At 59.4% G+C, this 24685-nt stretch carries 23 protein-coding genes; 4 read left to right on the top strand and 19 right to left on the bottom strand.

Features of this window, described 5'->3' with window-relative positions; translation table 11 throughout:
- Positions 1-38 precede the first annotated feature (38 nt).
- From AXYL_RS31200 to AXYL_RS31135, 16 genes are all read right to left on the bottom strand, one after another.
- Positions 39-1841 carry a nucleoside-diphosphate sugar epimerase/dehydratase gene (locus AXYL_RS31200; RefSeq protein WP_319946391.1) on the bottom strand — a complete coding sequence of 601 codons (1803 nt, stop codon included), beginning with the start codon at positions 1839-1841 and terminating at the stop codon, positions 39-41.
- Between the two features lie 52 nt (positions 1842-1893).
- Positions 1894-2478, bottom strand: coding sequence for an acetyltransferase (locus AXYL_RS31195; protein ID WP_013396880.1), 585 nt, complete (start codon positions 2476-2478; stop codon positions 1894-1896).
- Positions 2479-2567: 89 nt separating this feature from the next.
- A complete protein-coding gene (locus AXYL_RS31190; protein WP_013396879.1) occupies positions 2568-3599 on the bottom strand; it encodes an MraY family glycosyltransferase in 1032 nt (343 codons plus the stop codon).
- Between the two features lie 60 nt (positions 3600-3659).
- Positions 3660-4541, bottom strand: coding sequence for an NAD-dependent epimerase/dehydratase family protein (locus AXYL_RS31185; protein WP_013396878.1), 882 nt, complete (start codon positions 4539-4541; stop codon positions 3660-3662).
- A complete protein-coding gene (locus AXYL_RS31180; RefSeq protein ID WP_013396877.1) occupies positions 4538-5776 on the bottom strand; it encodes a glycosyltransferase family 4 protein in 1239 nt (412 codons plus the stop codon). The genes AXYL_RS31185 and AXYL_RS31180 overlap by 4 nt, the downstream gene beginning before the upstream one ends.
- Positions 5773-6906: a non-hydrolyzing UDP-N-acetylglucosamine 2-epimerase gene (wecB, locus tag AXYL_RS31175; protein ID WP_013396876.1), complete on the bottom strand. Its 1134-nt coding sequence runs from the start codon at positions 6904-6906 to the stop codon at positions 5773-5775. The genes AXYL_RS31180 and wecB overlap by 4 nt, the downstream gene beginning before the upstream one ends.
- Before the next feature lies 1 nt (position 6907).
- A complete protein-coding gene (wbjC, locus tag AXYL_RS31170; RefSeq protein WP_013396875.1) occupies positions 6908-8014 on the bottom strand; it encodes a UDP-2-acetamido-2,6-beta-L-arabino-hexul-4-ose reductase in 1107 nt (368 codons plus the stop codon).
- A gap of 3 nt (positions 8015-8017) precedes the next feature.
- Positions 8018-9055, bottom strand: a complete 1038-nt coding sequence (locus tag AXYL_RS31165) for a polysaccharide biosynthesis protein (RefSeq protein WP_013396874.1) — start codon at positions 9053-9055, stop codon at positions 8018-8020.
- A 38-nt stretch (positions 9056-9093) separates the two neighbouring features.
- A complete protein-coding gene (locus AXYL_RS31160) occupies positions 9094-9819 on the bottom strand; it encodes an AglZ/HisF2 family acetamidino modification protein (protein WP_237709958.1) in 726 nt (241 codons plus the stop codon).
- A gap of 61 nt (positions 9820-9880) precedes the next feature.
- Positions 9881-10495: an imidazole glycerol phosphate synthase subunit HisH gene (gene hisH, locus AXYL_RS31155; protein ID WP_013396872.1), complete on the bottom strand. Its 615-nt coding sequence runs from the start codon at positions 10493-10495 to the stop codon at positions 9881-9883.
- The gene (locus AXYL_RS31150) at positions 10492-11595 is read right to left on the bottom strand and encodes an N-acetyl sugar amidotransferase (RefSeq protein ID WP_237709957.1); all 1104 of its coding nucleotides are present in this window, start codon (positions 11593-11595) and stop codon (positions 10492-10494) included. The genes hisH and AXYL_RS31150 overlap by 4 nt, the downstream gene beginning before the upstream one ends.
- Before the next feature lie 158 nt (positions 11596-11753).
- Complete coding sequence (locus AXYL_RS34515) at positions 11754-12965, bottom strand: glycosyltransferase family 4 protein (RefSeq protein ID WP_013396870.1); 1212 nt, start codon at positions 12963-12965, stop codon at positions 11754-11756.
- A gap of 138 nt (positions 12966-13103) precedes the next feature.
- A complete protein-coding gene (locus AXYL_RS34510) occupies positions 13104-14393 on the bottom strand; it encodes a lipopolysaccharide biosynthesis protein (RefSeq protein WP_080551123.1) in 1290 nt (429 codons plus the stop codon).
- 205 nt (positions 14394-14598) lie between these two features.
- On the bottom strand, positions 14599-15705 hold the full coding sequence (locus AXYL_RS31145) for a DegT/DnrJ/EryC1/StrS family aminotransferase (protein ID WP_013396868.1): 1107 nt from the start codon (positions 15703-15705) through the stop codon (positions 14599-14601).
- Positions 15702-16289 (bottom strand): acyltransferase, encoded by a 588-nt coding sequence (locus AXYL_RS31140; protein WP_013396867.1) that lies wholly within the window; start codon positions 16287-16289, stop codon positions 15702-15704. Before AXYL_RS31140 ends, AXYL_RS31145 begins: the two co-directional genes overlap by 4 nt.
- Positions 16286-17230 carry a Gfo/Idh/MocA family oxidoreductase gene (locus tag AXYL_RS31135; protein ID WP_013396866.1) on the bottom strand — a complete coding sequence of 315 codons (945 nt, stop codon included), beginning with the start codon at positions 17228-17230 and terminating at the stop codon, positions 16286-16288. The genes AXYL_RS31140 and AXYL_RS31135 overlap by 4 nt, the downstream gene beginning before the upstream one ends.
- Positions 17231-18391: 1161 nt before the next feature.
- On the opposite strand from AXYL_RS31135, the gene AXYL_RS31130 reads away from it, so the two are divergent.
- Together AXYL_RS31130 and AXYL_RS31125 are read left to right on the top strand one after the other, a co-directional pair.
- Positions 18392-19024 carry a PIG-L deacetylase family protein gene (locus AXYL_RS31130; protein ID WP_013396865.1) on the top strand — a complete coding sequence of 211 codons (633 nt, stop codon included), beginning with the start codon at positions 18392-18394 and terminating at the stop codon, positions 19022-19024.
- Positions 19009-19884: an LpxD N-terminal domain-containing protein gene (locus tag AXYL_RS31125; protein ID WP_013396864.1), complete on the top strand. Its 876-nt coding sequence runs from the start codon at positions 19009-19011 to the stop codon at positions 19882-19884. The genes AXYL_RS31130 and AXYL_RS31125 overlap by 16 nt, the downstream gene beginning before the upstream one ends.
- Here the strand turns inward: AXYL_RS31125 and AXYL_RS31120 are convergent.
- On the bottom strand, positions 19872-21056 hold the full coding sequence (locus AXYL_RS31120) for an O-antigen ligase family protein (protein ID WP_041654545.1): 1185 nt from the start codon (positions 21054-21056) through the stop codon (positions 19872-19874). The two genes, AXYL_RS31125 and AXYL_RS31120, sit on opposite strands and share 13 nt — an antisense overlap.
- Before the next feature lie 32 nt (positions 21057-21088).
- Positions 21089-21925 (bottom strand): hypothetical protein, encoded by an 837-nt coding sequence (locus tag AXYL_RS31115; RefSeq protein ID WP_013396862.1) that lies wholly within the window; start codon positions 21923-21925, stop codon positions 21089-21091.
- A gap of 205 nt (positions 21926-22130) precedes the next feature.
- Here AXYL_RS31115 and waaC point away from each other — a divergent pair, with 205 nt between their 5' ends.
- Both waaC and AXYL_RS31105 read left to right on the top strand, forming a co-directional pair.
- A complete protein-coding gene (waaC, locus tag AXYL_RS31110; protein WP_041654542.1) occupies positions 22131-23171 on the top strand; it encodes a lipopolysaccharide heptosyltransferase I in 1041 nt (346 codons plus the stop codon).
- Between the two features lies 1 nt (position 23172).
- Positions 23173-24468 (top strand): 3-deoxy-D-manno-octulosonic acid transferase, encoded by a 1296-nt coding sequence (locus tag AXYL_RS31105; RefSeq protein ID WP_013396860.1) that lies wholly within the window; start codon positions 23173-23175, stop codon positions 24466-24468.
- 36 nt (positions 24469-24504) lie between these two features.
- Here AXYL_RS31105 and AXYL_RS35225 read toward each other — a convergent pair whose 3' ends face one another.
- Complete coding sequence (locus AXYL_RS35225; protein ID WP_013396859.1) at positions 24505-24681, bottom strand: hypothetical protein; 177 nt, start codon at positions 24679-24681, stop codon at positions 24505-24507.
- Between the last annotated feature and the right edge of the window lie 4 nt (positions 24682-24685).

Raw genomic sequence — 24685 nt, 5'->3', positions numbered from 1 at the left:
GTTGTTGGCGCGAGCCGAAACCTGGGGTCAGGGCGGCCTCATTGCTTGGAGGGCTCGTACTCGGGCATCCAGCATTTCAATTCCGCGCGCACGTCCTCGTCTGACACGGGTTCGGATCCTGCGATCCAGCTCATGCCGGCTTCACGGAAACCGTCGGGAACGGGACGGGAACGCGCGATCCGCAGTTTGGGGTGCGGTGTTTCCAGTGTTTCTTCACAATCCGCGAGCAACTCTTCGTAAAGTTTCTCGCCCGGGCGCAGCCCCGTGAATTCGATGTGGATCTCCTCTTCGGTGAATCCCGAGAGGCGGATCATGTTGCGCGCCAGATCCGCGATCTTGACGGGTTCGCCCATGTCCAGCACGAAGATTTCTCCGCCGTTGCCCATGGCGGCCGCCTGCAACACCAGCCGAGCCGCTTCGGGAATGGACATGAAGTAACGCGTAATCTCGGGGTGGGTGACGGAAACGGGGCCGCCGCGCGAGATTTGGGATTGGAACCTGGGAATGACGCTGCCCGTGCTGCCCAGCACGTTCCCGAAACGGACGATCTGGAACCGCGTCTTGCCGTTCCGTCCATGCAGCACTTCGCACACCATCTCAGCCATGCGCTTCGTCGCTCCCATCACGTTGGTGGGGTTCACGGCCTTGTCGGTAGAGATGAGGACGAAGCGCTGCGCCTGGTAGCGTTCGGCGCATTGGGCCACGTTCAGGGTGCCGAGCACGTTATTGCGCACAGCTTGCCAGGCATTGTCGATCTCCATGAGAGGCACGTGCTTGTACGCCGCCGCATGGAACACGATGTCCGGCTTGTAGCGCGCAAAGACCTCATCCACGCGCGTGGCGTCCTTGACGTCTCCCGCTAGCGGGATGACGCGCACCGAGGGCTGGTTGTCGGTGAACCATTGTTCGATGGTGTAGAGGGCGAACTCGCTCACCTCGTACAGGATGATGGCGGCCGGCGCGAAGCGTGCAAGCTGACGGCACAGTTCGCTGCCGATCGAGCCGCCCGCGCCGGTCACCAGGATCTGCTTGCCGGCAATCATTTCGTGGATATTGACGTTGTCGATATGCACGGATTCGCGGCCCAACAGATCCTCGATCTTTACCGGACGCATCATGTTGATGGCGACACGGCCGCTCATCAGCTCGCTCAACCCCGGCACGGTGAACAGCGACGCGCCCGCGCGGGTCACGATGTCGGACACGTGGCGGATGGCGGTTCCCTTGGCGGAAGGAATGGCCAGGATAACGTGCTTGGCGCCGTAGTCATTGAGGATTTCTGGCAGCCTGTTGGTGCCGCCGGCCACGCGACAGCCGGAGATTTCCAGGCCTCGCTTGGCGGGATCGTCGTCCACCAACGCCACCACATGCCAATCGGAACTACGACCCAGTTCGCGGACCAGCATGGCGCCAGCCGTGCCCGCGCCGACCACGACGACGGGCGTGCCCTTGCCGAAGCCCGCGCGGTATAGCCTGTGTTCCTTCCACATGCGCCAGGCGGCGCGTCCACCGCCCATGACCAAGAGCAGCAGCAAGGGATACAGCACCAGGATGGAACGCGGCAATGCGGGCTGGCCACGATTGAGGAAGGCAAAGAGCAGCAGGGCGACCGTTGAGGCGAGCACCACGTTCAGGACGCGCTTGAGGTCTGGCAGGCTGGCGAAGATCCACATGCCGCGATACAGGCCCGCCCAGCGGCAGGCGATGATTTGCACGGGCAGCAAGACGAGCAGCGCTCGCGCTATGGGGCCTTCCCACTCGGTCGGCCATTCGAAATTGAAGCGGATGAGGAATGCCCCCAGCCAGGCGATGAGGATTGCCGCCAGGTCAAACAGAAACACCAGTGCGGTTCGAAAGTGGGTAGGGATGATCATTTTTATAGTTAGTCTGGATTCAATCCGCGATCAGGCGCGAACCCGGGGGCAATACGGCGTCCGCAGGCACCCGGACCCGGTATCCGGCACAGGATCCGGCCTGCAGCCAGGCGCGATCTTCAATGACTACGCCGCCGGCGAGCTGGACGCCAACGCCAAGATGGGCAAAGTCGCCGAGCACGACATCGTGGTCCGCTGTGGCGTTGGCATTGACGATGACGCCACGCCCCAAACGCGCACAGGCGCCGACCACGGCGCCGGCCATGATGGCGCAGCCAGCGCCGACCTCGGCCAGCGCGCTGACCCAGGCCCGCGGATGAACGATGGTTGCGAGCGGTATGCCGAGATCAGTCAGCGTGTCGGTCAAGCGTTGGCGCACAGCCTGGTTGCCGATGGCCACGACCGCCGCCTGATAGTTGCGGGCCAGCTCCGGCAGCTGGCCGGTCGAGCCGACGATGTGCCAGTCGCCCGACTGCTGCAGGGCGGGATACGCGTCATCGGCGAAGTCAATACCGGTCCATTCGCCTGTCAGCTCGGCGGCTTCGGCGACCGCGCGTCCATGCCCGCCGCTGCCGATGATGAGCAAGATGCCTTTGGAATTCATAATTACGCCATTCATGCCTGTGTCTTGCGGCCAAACGCACGCAGACGGAATTCTACTCAAGATGCGCCCGCTGCCGGGCTACCAAATGTTCAGTTTGTGGTTTCCGGGGTTCCCGCCTTAAGCCGTATGGACAGGGCTATTAGCGGTATATATGCGCAAAGTACGCCAGTCAGACCGTTGATTAATCCTGTCGATATTGCCGCAGCCCACGGGAACAGCCACACGATATTAATCACAAGCACCGTAAGCGTGACTTTTCTGTGGCTGGAATATTTGCGGCTAGCATATTGGTACGCGTGAGTCCGGTGCGCTTCATAAACTTTTTCTCCGCGCCCAAGCCTGCGTATCAGGGTCACGGTTGCGTCGATGATGAAAACACCCAGCAGCACCAGCCACGCCCACAACATGGCCGGAGAATGCCATCCAGCCAAGAGCGACAGGGCGCCGAGCATCAGGCCGAGGAAGCCACTGCCGCCATCGCCCATGAATATCTTCGCCGGCGGAAAATTCCAGATCAGGAAGCCCGCCACCGTGGCCGCCAGCAGCGCGCTGGGAATGCCTGCCAACGGTTGGCCGGCCATCGCGTACAGAATGCAGCCGCCCACCGTGACGCAGAGCGCCTCGATGCTGGCAATGCCGTCGATGCCATCCATGAAATTGTAGAGATTGAGCATCCATACCAGGTACAGCGCGCCCAAGATCGAGAGCAACCAGCCTGTTTGCAGTTCCAGCCCCCAGAACGACATCGAGGGCACGCCGCCTATCCAGTAGAGCGCCCAGGCTGCCCCGGCGAAGTGGGCCAGCAATCTCCAGCGCGCCGGGATATGGCCGTGGTCGTCGAGAAAACCGATGAGCGCGATCCAGGCGCCCGCGCCGCCCAGGGCGATCGCATCCACGGGTGCAATATTCCCGGTACCGGCCAGCGTCGCCAATCCCAGCAGAAAGCTGATGACAAACGCAATACCGCCGCCGCGAGGCGTGGGTGTCTTGTGCGAACTGCGCGCATTTGGCACGTCGATGACATCATGCTTTAGCGCATAGCGGCGCAGCGCGCCTGTCAACAGCCAGGCCAGCGCCGCGAATACTGCGAATAACCACCACGGTAGCGTCAGGGCATCCATTATCTTTTTATGCAGAAATGGCCGGATTCGGGCCAGTGAAAAACAGACACGCTCGCGAATTCAGAGAACGTCGATATCGCGCAGGACGAATGGCTGCGGTTTGAAATCGAAATCCCGCGCTGCGTCGTCGTGCGCAAATACCATGTCGCGGTTCATGCGTTGCACCATGTCGCTATTCCAGTTCCGGTAGCGCGGAATCAGGCGTAGGAAGAACAGGGCGGAATTGAATAGCCAGATCGGGACGGTCAGCAGGCGCGGAGCCCGGCCCATGGCTTTGAAAATCCGCGTCACCATTTCCCGATAGCTCAGTACTTCCGCGCCGGAAATGTTGTATCCCTTGTTGGCGGCTTGCGGCGCGAACGCCGCGAGCACGGCAGCCTGCGCGACGTCATCCACATAGACGGGCTGGCGCATTCCGCCGGCACGCCCGAACACGGGAAAGATGTGGAGCTTGCGGATGATGCGGACGATCTCCGACAGGTTACGGTCGGTGCTGCGTCCGTAGATCAGCGTGGGGCGCAGCACCGTCCAGCCGATGCCGGCGTCCTCGGCCCATTCGGCCAGGGCGCGTTCGCCGTCGGACAGGCGCCGTACCAGGGCTTCTTCGTAGGCGTTCTGGGAGCTGATCTTGGTGTAGCGGCTGGTCGAGGACAGGCAGACGACGCGCTGGGCGCCCAGCCTGCGCATGAAATCGAAATGCTCACCGACCACCCAGATATGGCAGAGCGCAATCCAGACCGTAATCGGACCCGCGGCGCGGGCGGCATCTTCCGCCTGGCTGTCGGCCAACGATACCCATCTTACGGCGCCGGTTTCGCCGGCCGGTTGCGTGCTGCGCGAGAATGCCACAACACGGTGACCGGCAGCCGCAAGCTTGACGAGCACCTGCCGGCCCGCAGGGGAAGTCGCGCCCAGGACGCCCACGGTAATTGCTTGGCTCATCGTCCACCTCGATCGATATGTTGCTGCAGCAGTTCGGCCAGGCGGGCAGCCTGCTTTTCCAGTTCGAAATGTTCGAGGAAGTAGGCGCGGCCGCGCTCGCCCATGGCGGTGCGCGCCTCGGCCGACATGCCGTGCAATTGCTCGATGTTGCGCGCCAATTGCCCGGCGTCTTCGGCCGGACTGACCAGCCCGGCGCCCGCTTCCTCGACGACACGCGCGCCTTCGCCGTCGATCGAGGCGAGGATGGGGCGGCCGGCGCTCAAGTAGGTCTGGATCTTCGCGGGTACAGTCTGCGCGTAGATTTCGCTGCGTTTGAGCGAAACGATCAGTCCTTGCGCGCGCGTCAGGAACTGTGGCATTTCGCTGGCCGGAAAGCGGCCGGCAAGAATCAGGTTGTCCAGGTTGCGGGCCTGTTTCTGCTCCGCCAGCCAAGGCGACATGCTGCCGCTGCCGACCAGCACGAGGCGGACATCGGGCAGATGCTTGAGCTGCTCGGCGGCCGCGGCCAAGGTTTCGACGGCCTGCGCGGTTCCCAGGTTGCCCGCGAACACGACGCAAAAGCGCGACTCCATTTCCTCCAGCAGTGCGCGCGGTACCTGCGTGTCGGCGGACAGCGTGTGCGGCGTGTCGCGCGAGCAGTTCGGGTAGTAGACCAGCTTGCGCGGGTCGGCATAGCGAGAAACCGCGTCGATGAACGCACGCGACTGCACCATGATCAGGCCGGAGCATGCGTAGATTCCGCGCACCATCAGCCCGATGGCGTTCAGCACGAACTTGTTCTTGATGAAGCCGGTTGCGCTGAGGCTTTCCGGCCACAGGTCCAGCACCCACATCGCCATGGGTTTGCGCAGACGCCATTTCAGATAGATTGCGGGAATGGCCGCGGTGATCGGAGACAGCGAAAATACGAAAACGATATCGAACGACTTGCCCTTGGCCTGCCGCGGGAAATGCCGCAGGCCGTTCCAGACGAAGGACAGATAATTACGTGCGAGGTTGGCCGCGCCGCCGGCGCCGCGCGGGCGCAACGGCGCCCGATGCACAGCGACGGAGCCGGCAAACAATTCTTCGGACGCGCCCTCCGCCTGATATCCAGGGAAGATCTTCCCGTCAGGATAGTTCGGCTTGCCCGTGAAGACTTCCACGGTATGGCCTTGGGCCACCAAGGCTTCAACCAGGTCGTTGATCGAGAAGGATTCGGGCCAGAAGTACTGGGTAACGAGTGCGATCTTCAATTCGCCTTTTTCCATACGACGCGATTGACGTAGTCGGTATAGCTATGAATGATGCGCACCACCTTCTCGGACACGTTCGGCATGCTGTAGTCCGCCACCAGGCGGAAATCGCGGTTCGCGCCGCGCGACTGGTGCGTAAGCAGTTCCAGCGCCTGCAACGCCCGGTCGGTCTCCAGCCCAACCATCATAACGGACGCTTCCTCCATGCCTTCGGGACGCTCGTGCGCCTCGCGGATGTTGAGCGCCGGGAAGTTCAGGATCGACGATTCTTCGGTGATCGTGCCGCTGTCTGACAGCACGGCGCACGAGGACACCTGCAGCTTGTTGTAGTCCTTGAAACCGAGCGGCTTCAGCAGGCGCACGTTCGCGTGGAATTTGACCCCCATCGCGTCCACGCGCTTTTGCGTGCGCGGATGGGTCGAGACGATAACGGGCAGATCGTAGGTGGCGGCCACCGTATTCAGCAACTTCACCAGCTTGGAGAAGTTGTGGTCTGAATCGATGTTCTCTTCGCGGTGGGCGCTCACGACGAAGAATTGGCCGGGCGTCAGGCCCAGGCGATCCAGAACGTCGGATGCTTCGATGCCGTCGCGGTAATGATTCAGCACTTCGAACATCGGGCTGCCGGTCTTGATGATCCGGTCGGAGGGCAGGCCTTCACGCAACAGATACTCGCGCGCGATGTCGCTGTACGTCAGGTTGATGTCGGACGTGTGGTCGACGATGCGGCGGTTGATCTCCTCAGGCACGCGCTGGTCGAAGCAGCGGTTGCCCGCTTCCATGTGGAAGGTGGGGATCTTGCGGCGCTTGGCGGGCAGGACAGCCATGCAGCTGTTGGTATCGCCCAGCACCAGCATTGCATCCGGTTGAATCTCGGCCAGGGCTTGGTCGGTTGCGATGATTACCTTGCCGATCGTTTCCGCGCCAGTGGCGCCCGCTGCGTTCAGGAAATGGTCCGGCTTGCGGATGCCCAGGTCCTGGAAGAAGATCTCGTTGAGTTCGTAGTCGTAGTTCTGGCCGGTGTGAACCAGCACGTGGTCGCAATGGCGATCCAGGCTGGCGAGCACGCGCGACAGTCTGATGATTTCCGGCCGGGTGCCGACGACAGTGGCGACTTTGAGTTTTTTCATGTCAGAGAGGGCGGGCATAAGTGTCGGGACGGGCGCGGTCGAAGATCTCGTTGGCCCACAGCATGACGACCATTTCGTCGTCGCCGATATTCGTGATGTCGTGCGTCCAGCCGGGCACCGTTTCCACGATTTCCGGCCTTTCGCCATCCGTGTCCTGCTCGTGGAATTCACCGGTCAGAATGTGGCGGAAGCGAAAGCGCGCGCGTCCCTTGATGACCAGGAATTTCTCGGTTTTGGAGTGATGGTAGTGGCCGCCGCGCGTCACGCCGGGGTGGGCGGTGAAGTAGGAGAACTGGCCGCTGTCCCGCGTCTTGAGCATTTCGACGAACACGCCGCGCGGATCGCCGTACTTAGGCACTTCATAGGAAAAGCGCTCGGGCGGAAGGTAGCTGACGTAGGTGGCATACAGTGCGCGAACCAGGCCGGTGCCGACGGGCGCCGTGATCAGCGTGTTGCGGCTGTCGCGGAACGTCTCCAGCTGCGCGGCGAGGTCGCCGACCGTGATCCGGTACTGGGGCGCGACGGTGCAGAACCGGTCGTCGGTGACGGCGCCGTCCATCAGCTCGATGAAGCGGGCGACGACGTCATCCACGTACACCAGCGTGATTGCCGCAGCCGGATCATTGATCTGGATGGGCAGGCCACGATTGACGTTGTGGCAGAACGTCGCTACTGCGGAGTTGTAGTTCGGGCGCGCCCATTTGCCGAATACGTTGGGCAGGCGGAATAGGTGGACGGGCGAGCCATGCTGATCTGCCAGCTGCGACAGCGCATCCTCGGCCTCTCGTTTGCTCAGGCCATAAGGATTGTCCTGGCTTGCCTGGGTCGACGAGGAGTAGATCACGGGCGTGCGCCGGCCGCTGCGGGCGATGCTGGCGCAGAGCTGTTGCGTCAATCCAGCGTTGCCGCTTTGGAAATCGGCGGGATCTTTGGGCCGGTTCACGCCGGCCAAGTGAAAGACGAAATCGGCCTGGCCTACCAGTTCCTCCAGACGGGAGACGTCGTCTTCGCGCGTGAAGCGCAACATCTCGATGTCCTTGCGCTCCTGCAGCGTGGCGATGAGATTCTGCGCAACGAACCCGTTGCTGCCGGTGATGAGAACCTTCATGGCTTATTCCTCCGGCGTCACTTGCTCGCCGCGCTGAATGGCTTGCATGAATTCCAGCTTCAGCAGCAATTGCTCCATGCCGTGGGTGTCCAGGCGCTGGGTATTGTGCGAGTTGTAGTCTTCGCTGCGCGAAATCTTCTCTTCGCCTTGTTCGACGAACTTTGCGTAATTCAGGTCGCGCAGGTCGGGCGGGATGCGATAGTAATCGCCCATGTCCTCGGCGCACGCCATTTCCTCACGGCTCAGCAAGACTTCGTACAGCTTCTCGCCGTGCCGCGTGCCGATCACGTTGATCGGGTGCTCGGGTGTGCCGACCATGCGGGCCAGGGTCGTGGCCAGTGTCTGGACGGTAGCCGCGGGTGCCTTCTGCACGAACAGATCACCGTTGTTGCCGTGTTCGAACGCGTACAGCACCAAGTCCACCGCGTCCGACAGCGTCATCATGAAGCGGGTCATGTCGGGGTCGGTGATGGACAGCGGAATGCCGGCGCGCATCTGTTCGATGAACAGCGGAATCACGGAGCCGCGCGAAGCCATCACGTTGCCATAACGCGTGCCGCAGATCACGGTCTCGGTCGCATCCAGGTCGCGCGATTTCGCGACCATGACCTTCTCCATCATGGCTTTGGAAATACCCATCGCATTGATGGGATAGACCGCCTTGTCCGTGCTCAGGCAGACCACCTTGCTCACCTTGTTGCGGATGGCGGCTTCCAGGACGTTTTCAGTTCCCAGGATGTTGGTGTAGACCGCCTCCATCGGGTGGAATTCGCAGGAAGGCACCTGCTTGAGCGCGGCAGCGTGGAAGATGTAGTCCACGCCGCGCGTCGCGTTCAGCAGGCTCTGGCTATTCCGGACGTCGCCGAGGTAGAACTTCAGCTTCGGATGCGAGTAGCGCTTGCGCATGTCATCTTGCTTCTTCTCGTCGCGGCTGAATATCCGGATTTCACCGATATCCGTCTGGAGGAAGCGCTTGAGGACGGCATTGCCAAAGGATCCCGTGCCGCCGGTGATGAGCAGTTTGGCGTTAGGTTTCAACATATTCGCAAGTCTCTTTCTATGAGCCGAGGCAATGCCGTTCAGGCACTGTGCAGATGCGCCGCGCGTACCAGCGCTTCGCGATCAGCCAAGGTGGGGTAGTTGATCAGCACGGCCTTGTAGGCGCCCTTGAACACGAACAGGCTACCGGCGCCGGCGCCGATGATCCCGAATTTCTTGATGAGTTCGCCGAGGTCAGCGACGGAGCCCGCACCGCCAAGCACCGACATCGGCACGGTCGTCACATTGCGGATCTGCTCGATGATGCCGAGGTCATAACCCTTCATGACGCCGTCATGGTCGATGGAGTTGACGACAATCTCGCCCACGCCATGCTGCTGTAGCAGGGGGGCAAGCTCAACCGGGTTCAGGTGTGTGTTCTTGCTGGCATTGTGCGTCCAGACCTCGTAACGCGAGCTGAAGCGCTTCTTCTTGACATCCAGGACTGCGACCACGCTTTGGCGGCCGAGCTTGTCGGCGATCCGGCTTGCGAGCGAGGGGTCTTCGACCAACGCAGAGCTGAGGGCGACCTTCTCCACGCCAAGGCTGATGATGGCTTGCGCCTGTTCGACCGTCTTGACGCCGCCGCCGTAGCAGAATGGCATGCGGCATTCAGCGGCCAGGCGTTCGATCATTTGCAGATCGGGGCCGTGGCCCTTGGTAGTGGCGTCGATGTCGACGACAATCAACTCGTCCACTTCCTTTTCGTTAAAGATGCGGACGGCATTGATCGGGTCGCCGACGTACTTGTCGGACGAGAACTTCACGGTCTTGACCAGACCTTTATCTCGGACCAGTAGGCAGGGAATGATTCTGGGACGAAGCACGTTAGATATCCGCGAAGTTCTTCAGAAGCCGCGCACCGAATTCGTGGCTTTTCTCTGGGTGGAATTGCACGCCATAGACGTTCTTATGATTGACCGCGCATGCGAACTTGGTGCCGTATTCGGCGCTCGCCAGCGTGTCGTCCTGGTTCTGACAGTCGAAATAGTACGAATGGAGAAAGTAGAAGCGCGCATCCGTTTCCAGGCCGGCGAACAGCGGTGAGGCCTGACGGGGATAAACGTCGTTCCAGCCCATATGCGGCAATTGGGTGCGCTGCGTGAAATGGGTGGTGTCCAGCTTGCGGACCATGCCGGGCACCCAGTTCAGGCCGGGCTCGGAGCCTTCCTCGCTGCCGCCCGCCAGCATCTGCATGCCGACGCAGATGCCCAGGACCGGGACCTCGTCCCTGGTGACGCGCTCGACAGCGGCGTCATACATGCCTGAACGGCGGAACGAATCCATGGCGTAGTCGAATGCGCCCACGCCGGGCAGGATCAGCTTGGTTGCGCCAGCCAGGTCTTCGGCGGTGCGGGCAATGGACACAGGTACCGCCATGCGGCGGTACATATTCGCGAATGCCAGGACGTTGCCCAGGCCGTAGTCAATAATGGCGATCATCGGAAAAGCCTCTTTTCCAGGCCGATCTTCTGCATGACGGTCGCGCCCAGTCCGATCAGCGCCTTCTTGTTGGCGTAATCGCGGAAGGTCTGGTTCGGGCCGTCGAATATCGCCTGCAGTTCGTCTTCGGTCAGGTCCAGCTTGTGCGCGACGTAGCGGAATTCCTGGCGCGAAAAGTGCTCATCGAGTTCGGGACGCGAAATGCGGTCCAGGGCCTCGTCACGCGTCATCTGGCCGGTCAGGATCAGGCTGGAGAAGTGGGCGCGGCGCTTTTCGTAGCCGAACTTGCGGGGCATCCAGTAGTCTTCGTAGAAGCGGGTGAAGCGCGATTCGTGATGCTTGTGCTGAAATTTCTTCCAGCCGAAGCGCGACTCCAGTTCCCGCTCGGCGTCGGCCTTGATGTACGGCACCAGGTTCAATGGCTTGAAGACCTGCATGCCCAGCACGTAGCGGTAGTACAGCTTGTACGTCAGAATGTCGACGATTGGAAAAGTCTTGAGCGGACGCTTGCCGAATTTCTTGTGGATATCCAGGATGAGGCGCTTGTCGATACCCGGGTAGCCGCCCCATTCTTCCGGTTCGCGACAGCATTCGGTCGAATAGTTGCCGCCCGTCAGCACATACTTGAGCTTGTGCTTGTTGGCGAACTTATATAGCCCCGAGAAAAAAGCAACGTCCTGGGGCAGGTCCTGGTCCGGTATCTGCGCTTTCAGGAAGGCGACCTGCAGGTCCTTCATTTCTTCCCAGTTGATGACCTCCGTATACAGCTCCAGGCCCAGGCCATCGACCAGCTTTTCCACGTTGCCGACGGCCTGGTCGGTATTCCAACCGGCGTCGACGTGGAACAGCAACGGGCGCAAGCCCATTTTTTCCTTGGCGATGTAAGCCGTGTACGAGCTGTCCAAACCTCCGCTCAAGCCGATGATGCAGTCGAAGTCCTTGCCTTTGCCTGCGGCCTTGATCCTCTCGGCCGTCCGCATGAGTTCGGCTTCGCCGCGCGCATCCGTATGCCAATTGGGTTTGATCTGCGTGTCAAAATTCGCGCAGTAATCGGACTCGCCGCGCTCGTCGAACGTAATGTTCGGATCGCTGGTGTCCATTATGGTGCGATTACAAATCCTGTAATTCCCATCTGTCGCCATATCACTTCCAGGTCAATCATTCCGCCATAGGCCCGTCACGCAGTCGGGCCGTAGAAGGCATAAAAACATTTAAAAAAGAACTTGGAGGCAACGTGCAATAGCCGTCCAGTATAGCTCTAAACTTCTTTGTCAAAAATGGAATTATAGAAAATTTTCATTCTTTCCGAGTTTCTTTTTGGATCGAAATTTTGTTGAGCCAGCATAAAGGCGGCTGCACCCATTTCTTCCACTTTGGATATGTTTTTCGATAAAGAAAGAATCGAGTCCGCCAGGGCCCTCGGCTCCTTCTCTGGCACTGTCACGCCGGTTACGTCAGGAATCAAAGTGTCTGCAGTGGGGTTTTCTATGCAAGCAATTGATGAAACCTTGAAAAAGGCTGCTTCGAAAATAGGACGTCCAGGGGCATTCGCATGGCATGGAAAACACAAGACATCGAAGTTCTTGTACGCCGACGAAATGTCCCAAGTCTTTCCGAAAAAAATTACATTATCTTCGACACTTGCCTCTTTCACCCGGGAAATAATTCGTGATTTCGCATCTTGACTTAACCCAAGCACACGTTCAACCAGTCTTCTAAAAAGCTTCTTCTTTTCCGTTTCATCGCCCACGATCAGAAATTTTATGTTTCCCTGATCTTTCAAATAAACGGCTGCCTCAACCAGGTCGGCAATTCCCTTGTTCTCCTGAAAATTGCCAACAAAGCCCACGCGGAAGAAATTCTTGTATGCGGAGATCCTGCTTTCAAAGTCCTGGTCTAATTTGTCCGAGTCAATAGTAAAAGAATTGTGAATTACAATCTTATTACGCGCATCAACACTTCTTGAGACCGTTTCGTCAATACAGACAATTCCATCAACCTTCTTCAACAATCTGGTTATCCATTTGGTTCTCAGATTGTCTTTTCTTGACTGAACCGATCTTACATGCACCACCAAAGGGCATCCGAACAAATACTTGGCCAGCAGGCCGGGAATAAGCTCCGTGATCTCATTAACATGAATGAGATCAAATTTTTTCCATCGCCGCTTGGCTTGAAATAGAGCGGACAACATGAACGGCAAATGCCAAAGTTCACGCAATAGCACTAACCATCGGAGCCCTCTATAGTGGCTATACTCGGTATTGTCGAATCGAGTTAAGCCCACAGTGGCAACCATATCCTCCGCCACTTTCTGGTAGTACTCGTTGGAAGATCCTCTGGTCGTCAAAAAATACGGAGAAATAAAGCCCGTATCTTTCATGCGTCTTACCAATTCAAAAAGGCTTCTGCTTGCTCCGCCAAAAGGGCCGGCGCCATCGATATAGAGGACTCTTTTGCGGATGCTCATCGTTTGCACGGGGATTTTGATAGTACGGAACAGTGCGCCATAAAGGCAAAACAATTGCGGAAGGCCGGAGCCGATTGTAGTGACTTTCTCTTAATAATGTTCGCCATCGTTTGACATGAAATCCAGAAAGACATGGATCTAACGATGTTTCTTGATTGCCATCATTGTCACTGCCAAATAAAATAAATAAAACAACGCACCGGTCAGCGCATAGACCTCAGAAACCCAATCCGAAGCAAAGCGCGTGCAGAGATAAACTGCGCCCGTTCTTAACAAGAATCCCAGCACTTGCACGAATAGTGCGAGCCTGAGTGCGCCAATAATATGCAAGCTCGAAGATACGGGGGCAACGACAAACTGCAGGATAAACCATGGAGTCATCCATGCTACTAGAGTCCCTGCGCGTTCCCATCCTGCTCCAAATATTATGCCAAAGCAAAACGGAGAAACGGCACCTAAAACCAATAGCGGAGGGCCGCCTGTTTTTAGCAAGTTTTTCAGCATGGAGGAAACAAACTGATTGAGCTTTCCTTGCCGATATTGTTCTGGGGCTTGGGAGATAAATACTTGAGAAATGGATGATCCCAGTACCGCCATGGGAGCCTGTATTATACTTATCCCCAATAATAGATAGCCTGCCTCCGGTCCAGTAAGGGAGGCGGCTATTATCATCAATGGTATTTGAGTGGAGGCACTATTGGCTAAAGCCTCTACAACTGAGAATTTTGGAAATTGGTCATATTTTTTCCATGTTGCTTTTGGACTAGGTGGCAGTTCCGCGTGAAGGGTTGGTCGCGATCCTCTCGAGTACCACCAAATTCCACAAAGAATTAAAAAGCCAATGCCAGTATTAAATATATATCCCGTTAGCAGGCCTACCGCACCCGCCCCTAAAATTCCGAGTGTTACTTGTGTTCCAACGCTTGCTATTGACTGGGCAATTCTGCTTTTTGCTATCGACCAAAATTTCTTTTCTCGGATGAACCAATTTTGAAATGCAGCATAAGCTCCTGCGCATATAATGCCCAATGGCATAAGCCAAAGATGGGCAGTTGACAGACCTCTGCCAAAAAGTGCAGCGAGCGCATCTCCTTTCCAAAAGACCACGACCGCGGCGACGAAAGCCATAACAGATGTAGCGGCTAACGCAAATCCAAGTAGATGGCGGGCTTCTTCATCGCGACTAGCCAATGGAATTGCGATATCAAATCGTAAGCATGCGGCTACAGAAATAGTGGACAGCACGGCGGAAAATGCTGCCAAAGTGCTGAACTCATTTGGCGTATACAGCCGGGTAAGAAATGGCAGAGCGATCGCAGTGATAAGGTGAGCAAGCCCGGCGCCACTTACCAAGATCAATATTGAACGCAACAATCCGTGGTTTTGAAAAAAACTCTTTATGTTCTTATAGCGAAATCTACTGGACATGAATCAATCAGCCTTTCACCGATAGCATCGCAGGCAGTTTTAAGGCAGCGAAGCACTGTACCTAGCCAGGTCCGACTCTAAACTGGGCATCTCTCCCTTCACAATCAGTCAGCCCCCTCAACTGAGTGGGCTAAGTCCGAATATTGATAGTCGGCATGTGAGGGGGACGCGGTCCAGGGCTGCCGCCAGCGATGCCCGCGGGGCATCAGCGGTGGACGCTACGTTCGATGCCTTGGGCGACTGCCCGAACGATTTGTTGCTGGACATCCGGCTCCAGGTACGGGTGCATGGGCAAGCTCATGACCTGTTCGGCAAGATGATCGCCGATCGGCAGATTGGCCGAGTCGTCACGCACGGCAGGCTGCTTGTTCAGCGGAATCGGATAGTGCACTGCCGTCGGGATGCCCTGGGCTTTCAGGTGCTCTTGTAGTGCGGCGCGGTTCGGCACCAGGATTGTGTACTGCGCCCATGCGGAAACGTTGCCATCGGCCACGAAAGGCGTATCGGTGATGCCCGCGGCGTGGAACGCGGCGGTGTAGCGGGCTGCGGCCTGATCGCGCAGGGCCAGTTCTTCGTCGAGGATTTCCAGCTTCGGAAGTAGGACGGCTGCCTGCAGAGTGTCGAGTCGGCTGTTCACACCGATGCGGACATGGTGATAGCGGCGGTCCTGGCCATGACGGGCGATCTGGCGGATAACACGGGCCAACTCGGGGTCATTGGTGAAGATTGCGCCGCCGTCGCCGTAACAGCCCAAAGGCTTGCTCGGGAAAAAGCTGGTGCACGAAATCGCGCTCAGATTGCAGGACTTGCGGCCTTTGTAGGTCGCGCCATAGCTCTGGGCGGCATCCTCGATCACGGGGATGCCATGGCGCTCAGCGATGGCGTTGATCGCGTCGAGATCGGCGCATTGCCCATAGAGCGAAACCGGAATGATGGCTTTGGTCTTGGGGGTGATCGCCGCTTCGAGCTTCGTGGGGTCGAGGTTGCACGTGCGCGGGTCGACGTCTACGTAGACCGGCTTGGCACCCAGCAGCGCGACGGTCTCGGCGGTCGCGATGTAGTTAAAGCCCGGTGTGATGACTTCGTCGCCAGGGCCGATGCCCAGCGCCATTTGTACGATTTGCAGGGCGTCCGTGCCGTTTGCGCAGCTGATGCAGAATTCGGCGCCGACATAAGCTGCCAGCTTTTGTTCAAGTTCAGCGACTTCGGGTCCGAGAATGAACTGGCCGTGCGCTAGTACGCGCTGGATGCCTGCGTCGATCTTGTCTTTAATGCGGCTCTGTTGAGCCTTGAGGTCAACGAAATCGATCATGAATTGGTTTCCGTTTTGGTCAAAACGCCGTCGCTGAGCACATATCGGGCATTGGTATGGGGGCACAGCGTTTCGCCATTGCCCTGCACCGGCAGGTCAAGTTGCTCGCCGAATTCGCTCATCCAGCCAATTTGTCGGGCGGGTACGCCCACCATGAGCGCGTAGTCGGGGACGTCCCGATTGACGACCGCGCCGGCGCCGATGAATGCGAAGGCGCCCACGGTGACGCCACAAACCACGGTGCAGTTGGCGCCCAGAGTGGCGCCGCGCTTGACGAGCGTGTCGCGGTATTGGTCCTTGCGCTCGATAAGGGATCGCGGGTTGTACACGTTCGTGAAGACCATGCTCGGTCCACAGAAAACACCATCTTCAAGAACGACGTTGTCGTAGACGGAGACGTTGTTCTGCACCTTGCAGTCATTACCGATGACGACCTTGTTGCCCACGAAGACGTTCTGTCCCAACGAGACGCCCGTGCCAATGCGTGCGCCGCCGCATACGTGCACGAAGTGCCAGACGCGCGAACCGTCACCGATTTGAGCGCCTTCGTCCACGATGGCGCTGGGGTGCTGGTAGTGGCTCATTTCTTCAGGAACGGGTGATAGTCGCCCGTGCGTGGTGCGAGCGGCGCCTGGCGAATCGCCGCGACGGTGCTGATTGCCACGCGGTTCTCTTCGAGTCCGAAGCCACGGCCCGCCAGGATTTCCTGGTAGCTGCGCGTGTGGAGGTCGGTGAAGCCGCCGGAGAATTCGATCTCGTCGCCGTCAACGGTGATGGAGCGGAAGGTGCGTTGGCCTGCGTTGCGTTGTGCTTCGGGGACGTCAGCGAAGTCTACCGACAGGAACCAGCGGACACGAGCGTGCTCGTATTCGAGATAGCCCGCGGCCTTGGTGTCATCCGACAGGTGCACAACGTTATTTTGCAACGCTCCAAAAATAAAATGGAGCATGTCGAAGAAATGGACGCCGATGTTGGTCGCGATGCCACCAGATTTTTTCAAATCTCCCTTCCAGGACTGCAAGTACCAATGGCCGCGCGACGTAATATACGTTAGATCGACCTCATGCTTGGTAGCCTTTTTTTCCTTTTGCACTTTTTCGCGCAACGCGACAATTGCAGGGTGGACGCGCAGCTGAAGAATGGTGTTTACCTTGCGGCCGGTATCGCGCTCGATATCCTGCAGGCCATCGATGTTCCACGGATTCAACACGAGCGGCTTTTCACATATGGCGTCGGCGCCAGAGCGTAGCGCAAACCGCATATGCGAATCATGAAGATAATTCGGCGAGCAAATAGCGACATAATCTACGCGCTTCGAATCGCCGGCCCGATGCAATTTGTCCAAATGACGATCGAATCGTTCGAATTCGGTAAAGAAGTCGGCGTTCGGAAAATGGCTGTCAATAATGCCTACAGAGTCATTGGGGTCCAACGCGGCGACCAAATCGTTACCGGTTTCCTTGATGGCAATCATGTGGCGCGGCGCAATGTATCCGGCGGCGCCGATGAGGGCAAAATTCTTCATAGAGTTGAATATTTAGCGGTAGATTGATAGGCCATGGACAAAGCGAAAGCCGCAGGAACAACTATGCCCTGTTGTCCGGATTCGCATGAAAGCATATGTACCGCCACCGCGTTATGGTGGGGTATTTGCAACATCGATTGGTGCCGACTTGCCAAGCGTCGACGGCAGGCCGCGGATCGGCAGCCGCAGCCGAGCGCGCTGCAATGGCAACGCGGGAAGGCGAGATGCCTAGCGCCAGCTTGGGGGTAAAGGAGAGGCGACAGCCTGCCTGGATGCCGGTTCACGTGTCGCCCCGGCTGTCCACCTGGGCTGCGTTCTTCATTTTGGTGGCTGTAGAGCGAAATAGTGGGCGAGCACGGAGCAATGGCGGGCATCACTGGCAGACCACTTGTGGTCGGTGCTTACGACACTCGCGGGAACCGTGCGGGAGGATCGCGAAGACTATACTATAGCCGCTCGGGTTCTGCCACAGGGACAAGCGATGGACGGCTGGAATTGCAAGCAAAGTCTGCACGTAGGGATCAACTCGTTGGCGTCGGCGTGACCGTCGTGCCGGTAGCCCGGTTTTGCAATTTGCTGCCGAAAACTACATGCTGGATGAATTTTGCGGCGCACAATCTGTCACCGTTTTAACGGCATCCGTATTGGTGCGTTGGCTCAACTCGATCACTAGTGGCGTAACCGTAGGCGGTACCCTGCATCCGCTCAAAGATACGTCCCGATTTTCTTTTCCATAAAGACAGCGTCAAGACGGAATTATCGCGCTACGTACTCTGGAAGGCGAATTGCATATCGGCGACGATGTTTGGATCGACGAACGCAGGACAGAAGCGGCGAGAATGGCGGCGCGTTTTGGGCGCGGGTATTACTTCTTGAATTTCCTCTCAATCAGTGATACTTCTGGTCGCCCTCTGCGGCTGCAGCCTTGCGCTTCATACCACAGTACAAGTCCGCATGTGGGTACGCTCCGGCCTGGCGTCGGATTGGTTGCGTTGGTATTGCTGCTGAACGATATTGGTTCCAATGTTTTGGCATAATTCCGGGTTGAATGCTGGGCCTTAGGGGCCGGCGCACGAGGCAGCCCTACGGTAGGGCGAGCCGAACAGGAGCGGGCGAGGTGCGGCCCAGCCGAGCACAATGATCTGCTCCAGGAGAATAGGTTTGAAGAAGAAAAAGTACCTGATTTTGGGCCCCCATACGGACGATGGCGAATGGGGCTGCGGCGCGTCGATGGCGAAGTGGGCGGAGCAAGGGCACGAAGTGCACTATGCGGCGTTTTCCGCTGCCGAGGAATCCGTGCCCGCTGGCCTGCCGCAGGACATTCTGCGCACCGAAATCGTGGATGCGGCGAAAGAAATCAACCTACCGGCCTCACAATTGCAGGTGTTCCAGTTTCGCGTGCGGTATTTCCCGCGTGACCGCCAGGAAATCCTGGAAGCCATGGTCCGCCTTCGCAAGGAGATCGATCCCGATGTGGTGGTGGGCCCGAATTCCTACGACACGCACCAGGATCACGAAGTCATCAATCGTGAAGCGTTCAGGGCATTCAAGCGCGCAACGATTCTGGGTTACGAAATTCCCTGGAATAACCGCCGGACGGATTTGACGTTTTTCCACGGAGTGGAAGAGAAGCATCTGCAGTCCAAGATCCGCGCGTTGGCTGCCTATAAGTCGCAGGCATTTCGTGCGCCAAACTACGATGAATTGATCCACAGTCTTGCTGTGCAGCGTGGTTGCCAGGTCGGCATGCGCTATGCGGAAGCTTTCGAGGTGATTCGATGGGTAGAGCAATAAGCAAGCCGGTTTCGGCCAATGACGTCGCCCGATATCTGGGGTTGCCGGCCTTGGCGAGCGATGTCGAGATTAGGTCTATCGCGGCGGTCGACGAAGCGGTCGCGGGAGCGCTGAGCTTCGCGAAATCGGGGCCTTGGGCGGAAAAGGCGCCAGCCGGAGCCGTGGTGATAGTCTCGCCGGAGCACGCTGCCTTGGTGAGAGGCCATGCGCTGGTGTCGCCGACTCCCAGGCTGGATTTCGCGCGGGCATTGGCTTATATCGAAGAGACGGCGGGCTATGTCTGGTCCCAGGCCGAGCCCGACATTCATCCCACTGCCTTCATCGGGCAGAACGTGGTGCTTGGCAAGGGGGTGGTGGTCGGCGAGGGCGCACGGATCTTGCACAACGTCGTGATCCAGGACGAAGTCACCATCGGTGCGCGCAGCATCATCAAGTCCTGCGCGGTCGTCGGTGAAGATGGCTTTGGATTCGAACGTGATGTTGATGGCAAGGCGCTGCGGCTTCCCCATTTGGGCCGAGTGATCATCGAGGACGATGTAGAGATCGGCTCGTTAACTACCGTTTGCCGTGGAACGCTGGGTGATACGCTGATCCGGCGCGGGGCAAAGATTGACGATCACGTGCACATCGCGCATAACGTCGATGTGGGCGAGGATGCGTTCGTCATTGCTTGCGCGGAGATCAGCGGCGGCGTACGCATTGGCGCCCAGGCTTGGGTCGCGCCCAATGCATCCGTACTAAACCAGCTGAAAATCGGTGAGAAGGCCATTGTGGGCCTTGGTGCCGTGGTTGTGCGCAATGTCGATGATAAGAGCATCGTGGCGGGCAACCCCGCCAAACACATTCGTCACGTGGAGTAGCCGGCATCCCGGCGCCGCAGGTTCGCATAGGCGCCGATTGCAATAGGCAGCAATTGATAGGTGTAGTACTTGGCGAAGAGCAAAAGCAGTATGTTCGCCATCAGCAGCGCTGCCGTTACGAGGAATACGGGCGTGCGGATCTGGCCGCGGTAAGTGAGCATGATGCTGGCGCCAGCGAACGTCAGCAGCAGTGCTAGCGTAACGAAGCCCAACAAGCCCATGTCGACCCAGGCGGAAAGAATGTTGTGGGCGTAGTTGCCGGGCAGATAACTGCCGTAGTTGCCAAGGAAGGGGGCCTCGCTGATCGACAGCCATGCCTCGCTGGTCAGCGCGGCTCGGGCAATGCTGGAAGCGTCTTCGCTGACATCGGACAGGCCCAGGATGCGGCTGCCCGGCAGCGTGCCGAGCATGGCATGGGCCAGGGCCAGAAGCACGACAATTCCGACGATGCCTAGCGCGACGAACTGCGCTTTTCGCTTGGCCATGCAGAACTCGATTGTGCCAGCGATAAGCACAAAGGCAATGAATTCGGAGCGTGCGCCGATTAAGTACAAAGCAATGATCGAGAGTATGTAGCCGGCGTATCTGATCAAAACACGTGCGGGGGGCAGCGCGGCCAGGGTTGCTACGATGTAGGCCAGCGCGACCGCTTGGTAATTCAATTCCTTGTCGGCTCCCGGCGCGATGTAGCCTACTCCGACCAGTTGGCCTCCTGCCGTATTGAGCACGATGAGAAGTAGAAGACCGACGAAAATGAACTGCGCATAGAGCGTCGCAGTCCTTTCGCCCCAGGGGAAAAGCAAACCCAGCAGGTACAGCACAACGAACGAGACCCACGTGATCGCATTGGGCTTCAGGATCTCGGGCGTGACATTGAAATACACGCCCACGGCGAGGCTCATGCCGAAAAGCAGCATGAACAGGACGAACAACCATTCCACCAAGTCGGGAGGGATACGCGAGTGTGGTTTGATACAGGCAGCAAGCAGCAGCAGTGGCAGGCTGATTGCTATCCCGGCCGAAAAGTACCCACCCAGATATGGGTGGATTACCCCTTTTTGCACGGAAATTTGGTAGGCGATGTAGGCCGGAAACATGATGCAAAATGCACCAAACGCTAGCCACCGCGCCACGCCTTCGCTTTTGTTCGGATTGCTGCGATCAGTGAACATAGTTGCATACGGCATCACTTTCAACCGACGCGTTAGTCGCGGTTGATGAGCCTGCTCACGGGATATCGGGTACGAATCAGGATTTGAATCAGCGCCAACAAGAAGGTGATGATGAAACCGACAATGCCACCTATTGCGCCGCTGACGATCTTGCTGGCGGCCAGAGGCGTCGTAACCGAAATCGGTGTCTCCAGCTTTGTGTTGAAAGTGCGGATCGGATTAATTTGATCCTGCAGCGCCTCAATCAAGAGGCGCAAACGGTCGGAATCGGCTTGGGTGGCGCGCAGCAGATACGACACCACCAGCGAATCCATTACGGCCGTCGCAGGGGCAATTTGCCCCGATTGGAGCGCCCCAACGACCATGTCCCGTTCGCTGAGGTTTTCCGCCAACTGTTTTTCAGCATTTGCGAGCTTGCGCTTGCGCTGCTCAATTTCGTCGTGGAAAGCTGCTTCGGTCCGTTGCTGCACCGTGGCAATGGCGACTTCCACGATGCGCTTGGCATCTTCCGGCACATAGGCATTTACCCGCAACAGGACGAGACTCGGAGTGCCTTGAGCGAGCGTGGTGAACGTGCGTGACGCCAGCAGGGCTTTCGGATCGCGCAAATCGCTCGACAGACCAGCTTTCTCGAGGGTGTCGCGCATGAAGCTAGGTTGCTGCGCGACCGATCCAATCGTCGCTCCATCGGTAAGGAGGGTCCCGTTAATCTGCCCAAGTCTAATGAGTCCGGAGGCCGTCCAAAGCGGGGTGCGATTGGGCATGGTGATGCCGATGATGGCTCCCAAGATAATGGCCAAAACCAGCAATTTCCAATAGGAGAGCAGCAGGCCGACAATATTCGGGAAATCGCCAGGTTTGGATTGCATTTCGGTCGAACTCATTGATGAGATTGTGATTGTATGTCAACCGGCCAAGATGACGGGCAAGTCTGCGCTTCGCTGTATGTGGAATTGTGACCGTCCAGCCGCGATGTGTAGTAGGGATCGTAGCGCCTGAATTCGGCCGCGCACCCGGGAGAAGGACGGCGTTGTGTTGTACATTCGCGTTTCTGACCGAACCGTCTTTGCTTTGATGCCAACACGCATTCTCATCGTTCGCACATCGTCCCTCGGCGATCTGGTGCACATGCTGCCCGCAATATCCGATATCGCCCGATATGTGCCGGACGCCGAAATCGACTGGGTGGCGGAAGAAGCATTCGCCGAAATCCCCAAATGGCACCCGGCGGTCAATGAGGTGATAAAGGTGGCGCATCGCCGCTGGCGCAAGGCATGGTGGTCGAGCCAGGTCAGGGCCGAGCGCCATGTGCTGAAAGAACGCCTGCGGTCCAAACAGTACGACATCGTGCTCGACATGCAGGCGCTCTTGAAATCCGCCTGGCTGGTGCGCCAGACCCGTGGTGTGCGGCATGGGTTGGACTGGCGTTCGGCGCGCGAGCCGCTGGCGTCGCTGTTCTACAACGTGCGGCATCGGGTGGAGTTCTGGCAGCCGGCGGTGATCCGCCAACGCAAGCTTGCCGCCCTGACGTTCGGTTACCAGTACGCCGGCGCGCCCGATTTCGGCCTGCAGGCTTTCGCGCGCCAGGCGACACAGGCTGCGGCGGACCCCGTGCTGGAAGTCGGCAGCGAGGGCATGAACATCGGCGAACTGCCGCGTTTGCACCATCTGGATACGGACCGCGGCTACGCCGTGATCATGCCGTCGGCCAGCCGCGACGACAAGCTCTGGCCGGAAGAAGACTGGCGCGTCGTTTTCCGCCGCCTGCGCGAGGCGGGCTGCACTTTGAAATTGCTGGCGGGGAATGAGCAGGAGGCCGAGCGCGCCCGCCTGCTGATTGCCGGCATGGACGGCGCCGAGGTGATGCCGCGCATGGATCTGAGCGCGGTGGCGCGCCTGCTGGCCGGGTCCCGCATGATGGTGGGGCTGGACAGCGGCCTGACCCATCTGTCGGCCGCGCTGGGCCGTCCCACCATCGGCATTTACCGCGCCTCGACCCCGGTGCGCACGCCGCTGGTCGGCTCCAGCTACACCGCCAGCCTGGGCGACCGCGGGGCTTCGCCTTCGCGCGAGGCCGTGATGGCGGCGGTGGAGCAGGCCTTGGCCGCCCAGTGACATGAACCGCGGCGTCTACTCGCTGGCGCTCAGGGCTTTGTCACCGCTGGTCTGGCTCTGGATGGGCCACCGCGCCCGGCGCGCGGGCGGCCAATGGGAAATCTTCTCTGGCGAACGCTTCGGTCATGCCCCGGCCCCCGCTATTTCTTGTACAGCGTGGACGGCTCCCGTCTGGGTGCATGCGGTCAGCCTGGGCGAGACCCGCGCTGCGCAGCCCTTGCTGCAGGCTTTGCTCGACCGGGGGCTGCCGGTGCTGCTGACGCACATGACGGCCACCGGCCGGGCCGAGGGCGCGCGCCAGTACGCCTACGCGATCGCCCGCGGGCAGTTGCGCCAGGCATGGCTGCCCTACGATTTTCCCGGCGCGACCCGCCGTTTCATGGCGGCCTGGCGGCCGCGTTGCGGCCTGCTTATCGAACGCGAGATCTGGCCCAACCTGCTGGCCGCCGCTCGCGGCGCCGGCGTGCCGATGGCGCTGGTCAGCGCGCGGTTCTCGGCGTCGTCGCTGCGGCAGGCGGGCAGGATGGGCGGCGTGATGCGCGAAGCGCTGGGCGGACTGGACTCGGTGCTGGCGCAGACCGCCGAGGATGCGGACCGGCTGGTGCAGGCCGGGGCGCCGCAGCCGGTCGTGACGGGCAATCTGAAATTCGATCTGGTCCTGCCGGCGGCGCGAGTTGCCGCGGGACAGGCTTGGCGCGAACGGCTGGGCCGGCGGGTGGTGGCGGTCGCCAGCACGCGCGAGGGCGAGGACAGCGGTTTCATCGAGGGCATCAAGCGCCATGCCGCCCGGCCCGGCGCGCCCTTGTTCGTGTTGATTCCGCGCCATCCACAGCGTTTTGACGAGGCCGCGCGTCTGCTGTCAGCGGCCGGGCTGCCGTACGTCCGGCGGTCCGTGGGCGAGGCGCCGGGCCCGGACACGGCGGTGCTGCTGGGCGACACGCTGGGCGAGATGGCGTTCTACTACGCCGCTTCGGACGCTGCGATCGTGGCGGGCAGCTTCGCGCCGTTGGGCGGGCAGAACCTGATCGAGGCCTGCGCAGCGGGCGTGCCGGTCATCGTTGGCCCGCATACCTTCAATTTCAAGCAGGCGGCGGAAGACGCCATCGCGGCGGGCGCTGCGTTGCGCGCGGCCGATGCCGCCGAGGCGGTGGATGCGGCGATGGCCTTGCTGGCGGACGAGCCGCGCCGTCAGCGTGCGGCAGAGGCGGCACTGGCATGGTTCCGCATGCATTCGGGGGCCACGGAGCGTACGTTGGACGCGCTGGCGCCGTGGCTGGAGGCGGGAAGGGCGGGCTAGCGCCCATCTCGGCCGGCGTGTGCGCCGGCCGGGGCTTCAGGGGGCGCGAGGCGGCGCCGTCTTGGGGACCAGGGTCACCGCGTCCGGATTCAGTTGCTGGTTGAAGCGGCGCGGGTCGCGGCCTTCGTCCTCGGGGCGCACGCCCAGCCAGCCCTGGCCCAGCGCATAGACCCCCAGATTTGCAAGGAGGATGAGGATGAAGAGCACGCGCATGGCC

Source organism: Achromobacter xylosoxidans A8, assembly GCF_000165835.1.
Classification (GTDB): Bacteria; Pseudomonadota; Gammaproteobacteria; order Burkholderiales; family Burkholderiaceae_B; genus Achromobacter; species Achromobacter xylosoxidans_B.
The sequence above is the reverse complement of the archived record's forward strand: the minus strand, read 5'-3'. Positions and strand labels throughout refer to the sequence as shown.